Below are 1,890 nucleotides of genomic sequence, written 5' to 3' on the forward strand. Positions count from 1 at the left end.
CAGCCCGCTGGTCACCGTGGCGCCGGTGTAGCTGGAGCCCACGCCACCCTGGATCATCGTCACGCTGTCGCCGACCAGGTAGTTGGCCGTGCCGCCGACCCCGGCGTTGACCACGCCGCCGCTGACGCTGGCCGCCCCGCTGACGCTCAGCACATGGCCCGCCACGTTCAGGCTGCCCGCCGTCTGGGCATAGGCCCCGGTGACCGACACGTCGGAGGCAAGCGAGACGCTGGCCCCGATGTTGGCCACCGTGTGGCTGGCGACGTTGATCGCATCGCCCAGGCTGACCGCACCCGACGCGAAGATGACATTGGCCCCGGTGTTGGTGATGGTCCCGCCGCTGAAGCGGCCCACCGTGCCCCCAGACCCACCCTGAATGGTCAGGTCGCGGGCGCTGAGGTTGGTGATGTTGCCCGAGATCGTGCCGCTGTTGGCCAGGGACCCCAGGGTGCCAGTGCTGGCGATGTACAGCGCCGTCGCCCCACCGGCCGTGTTGGCCAGCGTGCCGGTGACGTTCAGCGTGTTCAGGCTGGCGCCGACATAGTCGTTGCCCGCCACCGCCAGCAGGCTGGTGCCGCTGGTCCGACCGGTGGCGTCCAGGCCCGTCAGCCCGCTGGTCACCGTGGCGCCGGAGTAGCTGGAGCCCACGCCACCCTGGATCATCGTCACGCTGTCGCCGACCAGGTAGTTGGCCGTGCCGCCGACCCCGGCGTTGACCACGCCGCCGCTGACGCTGGCCGCCCCGCTGACGCTCAGCACATGGCCCGCCACGTTCAGGCTGCCCGCCGTCTGGGCATAGGCCCCGGTGACCGACACGTCGGAGGCAAGCGAGACGCTGGCCCCGATGTTGCCCACCGTGTGGCTGGCGACGTTGATCGCATCACCCAGGCTGACCGCACCCGACGCGAAGATGACATTGGCCCCGGTGTTGGTGATGGTCCCGCCGCTGAAGCGGCCCACCGTGCCGTTGGCGCCGCCCTGGATGGTCAGGTCATGGGCGCTGAGGTTGGTGATGTTGCCGGAGATCGTGCCGCTGTTGGCCAGGGCCGCCAGCGTGCCGGTCGCGGCGATGTACAGCGCCGTCGCCCCGCCGGCCGTGTTGGCCAGCGTGCCGCTGACCCCGAGGGTGCCGAAGCTGGCGCCGATGTAGTCGTTGCCCGCCACCGCCAGCAGGTTGCTCCCGCTGGTGCTGCCCAGCGCGTCCAGGCCCGTCAGGCCGCTGACCACCGTCGCCCCGGTGTAGGTCGAGCCATTGCCGCCCCGGATCAGGGTGACGCTGTCGCCCACCAGGTAGTTGGCCGTGCCGCCGAGGCCGGCGTTGACCACGCCGCCCGTCACCTGGGCCGCGTCGCTGACGCTCAGCACATGCCCCGCCACCGCCAGCGTGCCCGCCGTCTGGCTGTAGGCGCCGCTGACGCTGATGTCGCTGGCCAGGGTGAGGCTGGCACCGCTGTTGGCCACCGTGTGGCCGGTGGCGTCGATGGCGTCGCCCAGGCTGATCGCCCCCGACGCGAAGCTCAGGTTCGACAGGCTGTTGCGGATGGTGCCGCCGCTGAAGCTCCCCACCGTCCCGGTGCCACCGCCGACGATCACCAGGTCATGGGCGCTGGCGTTGACCACGTTGCCGATGATGGTGCCGCTGTTGGCCAAGGTCCCCAGGCTGCCAGCGCTGGTGATGTTCACCGCCGTGACGGCGTTGATCGTGCCGCTGTTGGTCAACGTCCCCAGCGTGCCGCTGACATAGTCGCTGAGCAGCGTCAGCAGCAGGTCGGTCGCCGACCCGTTGGCCCCCCTGCCCAGCGTCGCGCTGAAGCCCGTGGCCGCCGCCGACAGGCCGCTGGTGGTCAGGCTCCCGCCCACCTCGGCGATGGTGTAGCTCTGCCCCGCCAG

General features: G+C 71.1%; 1 protein-coding gene. It reads right to left on the reverse strand.

Annotation, left to right across the window (positions count from 1 at the left end):
- Positions 1 to 1,890: beta strand repeat-containing protein (locus FHS74_RS30070; RefSeq protein ID WP_184807955.1), on the reverse strand; the 1,890-nt coding region annotated here is incomplete at both ends.

Source organism: Nitrospirillum iridis (assembly GCF_014205765.1).
Lineage (GTDB): Bacteria > Pseudomonadota > Alphaproteobacteria > Azospirillales > Azospirillaceae > Nitrospirillum > Nitrospirillum iridis.